The 2,074-nt window shown below is 71.4% G+C and carries 3 protein-coding genes; all 3 read left to right on the forward strand.

What is annotated here, in order from left to right; all coding sequences use genetic code 11:
* Window positions 1-251, forward strand: a 251-nt coding sequence (locus tag FRW57_RS20670) for a putative immunity protein (RefSeq protein WP_338055398.1), incomplete at its 5' end; no start/stop codon positions are given.
* A gap of 44 nt (window positions 252-295) precedes the next feature.
* Window positions 296-925 (forward strand): TetR/AcrR family transcriptional regulator, encoded by a 630-nt coding sequence (locus FRW57_RS24185; protein ID WP_203230461.1) that lies wholly within the window; start codon window positions 296-298, stop codon window positions 923-925.
* A gap of 52 nt (window positions 926-977) precedes the next feature.
* On the forward strand, window positions 978-2,074 hold a 1,097-nt coding region (locus FRW57_RS20680), incomplete at its 3' end, for an MMPL family transporter (protein WP_152186944.1).

Consider the following 2,074-nt stretch of genomic DNA (forward strand, 5'->3'; position numbering starts at 1 on the left):
TCGCCCACGTCGCCGCGCACGAGCTCGGTGCGGCCGCCTACGCGATCAAGGCCGCACGGGCGGCCGCCCCGGAGGGCGAGGGCAGGGCCGCGGGGCGACTGGAGTGCCAGTGGCAGCGTGACCAGCTCCCGGCGGCGATTCGCGAGCTGGTGCTCGACGACCAGCGGTTGCGGAACGACATCTGCTGGTCGGTGTTCGAGGAGCGGGGCCAGGTGGGGCGAGGCGAGACGCAGTACGACGAGCTTCACTGACCGATCGGTTGGTGACTGACCACTCGGTCAGTTATGCTCCTACGGTGGCAAGGACGACGGCGGCGCAGGCGCGCGCGGAGATCGTGGGCACCGCGCGACACCTCTTCGGGGAGCGCGGCTACGAAGGCACGTCGCTGCAGGACATCGCCACGGCTCTCGGGGGCTCCAAGGCCGGGGTGCTCTACCACTTCGGTTCAAAGGCGCTGATCCTGCGCGAGCTCATGCTGCCCGCCGCCGAGTCCTTCGCGAAGCTGGTCGACGAGCTCGACCGCCTCGACGCGGACCTCGCCCAGCGCCGGGCCGTCGAGGGCTTCGTCGGCATGGTCCTGGAATACCGGGACGAGCTGTCGGCCTACCCCGCCGCCATCCAGCAGGTCATCGAGCTGCCCGAGCTCGACGACCTGCAGTTCCGGTCGATGGGCGAGCGACTCGTGCTCGCGATGACCGGCGGCTCCACGGAGACCGTCGACCTGCTCGCCGCCCACGTCGCGTGCATCGGGCTGCTCGCCACCACCACGACCCTGTCGGGCCTCGACACCGGCGCGCCGGATCCGCAGGCGCGGGCCGAGTCGGCCCCCGCCGCGGTCCTCGTCGGCCTCGGCCCCGAGGAGCTGCGACGAGACCTCATCCGGGTCGCCGAACGCACCCTCGGGCTCGGGCCCGCTGATCGGTGACCACCCGACATACCCGCACGTTCTGCCACACCCCCTGCTGAGGAGTAGCCCGATGTCCACCGCTCTCTACCGGCTTGCCCGCGCCTGCGTGCGCAGGCGCGGCCTGGTCGTCATCCTCTGGGTGGTGCTCGTCGCCGGCCTCGGCGGTGCCTTCGCCTCGTTCGGCAGCACCACCTCGCCCGCCATCACGATCCCGGGCACCGAGTCGCAGCGGGCGTTGGACGCGCTGCAGCAGGAGTTCCCCGCCGCGAGCGGCGCACGGGGCACCATCATCTTCAAGGCGCCGGAGGGGCAGACGCTGGCCAGCCCGGAGGGCAAGCGTGCCATCGGTGCCGCCGTCAAGGAAGCGTCAGAGGTGCCCGGCGTCGTCGGGGCGGCCGACCCCTTCACGACCGGCACGGTGAGCAGGGACGGGCGCTATGCCCTTGTCCCCGTGCAGTTCCAGCAGACGGCCGACCAGGTCTCCCCGGAGTCGCTGGAGGCCTATCAACAGGTCGGCGAGGTGGCCGAGCAGCAGGGAATCCACGTCGAGCACGGCGGCGACGTCGACCAGTCCGACGTGGCCACCGGGCCCGGGGAGGTCGCCGGAGTCGCGGTCGCCATGCTGGTGCTCGTCATCACCTTCGGCTCGCTCGTCGCGGCCGGCATGACGATGCTCACCGCCCTGATCGGCGTCGGCACCGGAATGCTCGGCCTGATGCTGACCAGCCACCTGTTCGACATGACCAGCACGGCACCGATCCTGGCGCTCATGCTGGGCCTGGCCGTCGGCATCGACTACTCCCTGTTCATCACCTCGCGGCACAAGCAGCTACTCGGTGAGGGACTTGACCCCGAGGAGGCGGTCGGGCGAGCGGTCGGAACTGCAGGCTGCGCAGTCGTCTTCGCCGGCCTCACCGTCGTCATCGCCCTGTCCGCGCTGTCCGTGGTGGGCATCCCCTTCCTCACCGTGATGGGTCTCGCGGCGGCCGGCACCGTCGCCGTCGCCGTGTTGGTCGCGCTCACCCTGTTGCCGGCACTGCTCGGGTATGCCGGGACGCGGCTGACGCCGAAGAACAAGGCCGGGCGGCACGAGGCGCCGGACGCCCGTGCGGGCCTCGGCTTCGCGTGGGCGCGATTCGTCACCAAGCGGCGCCTGGCGGTGGAAGA

Origin of the sequence: Segeticoccus rhizosphaerae, from assembly GCF_009192725.1 — a bacterium.
GTDB classification, from domain to species: domain Bacteria; phylum Actinomycetota; class Actinomycetes; order Actinomycetales; family Dermatophilaceae; genus Segeticoccus; species Segeticoccus rhizosphaerae.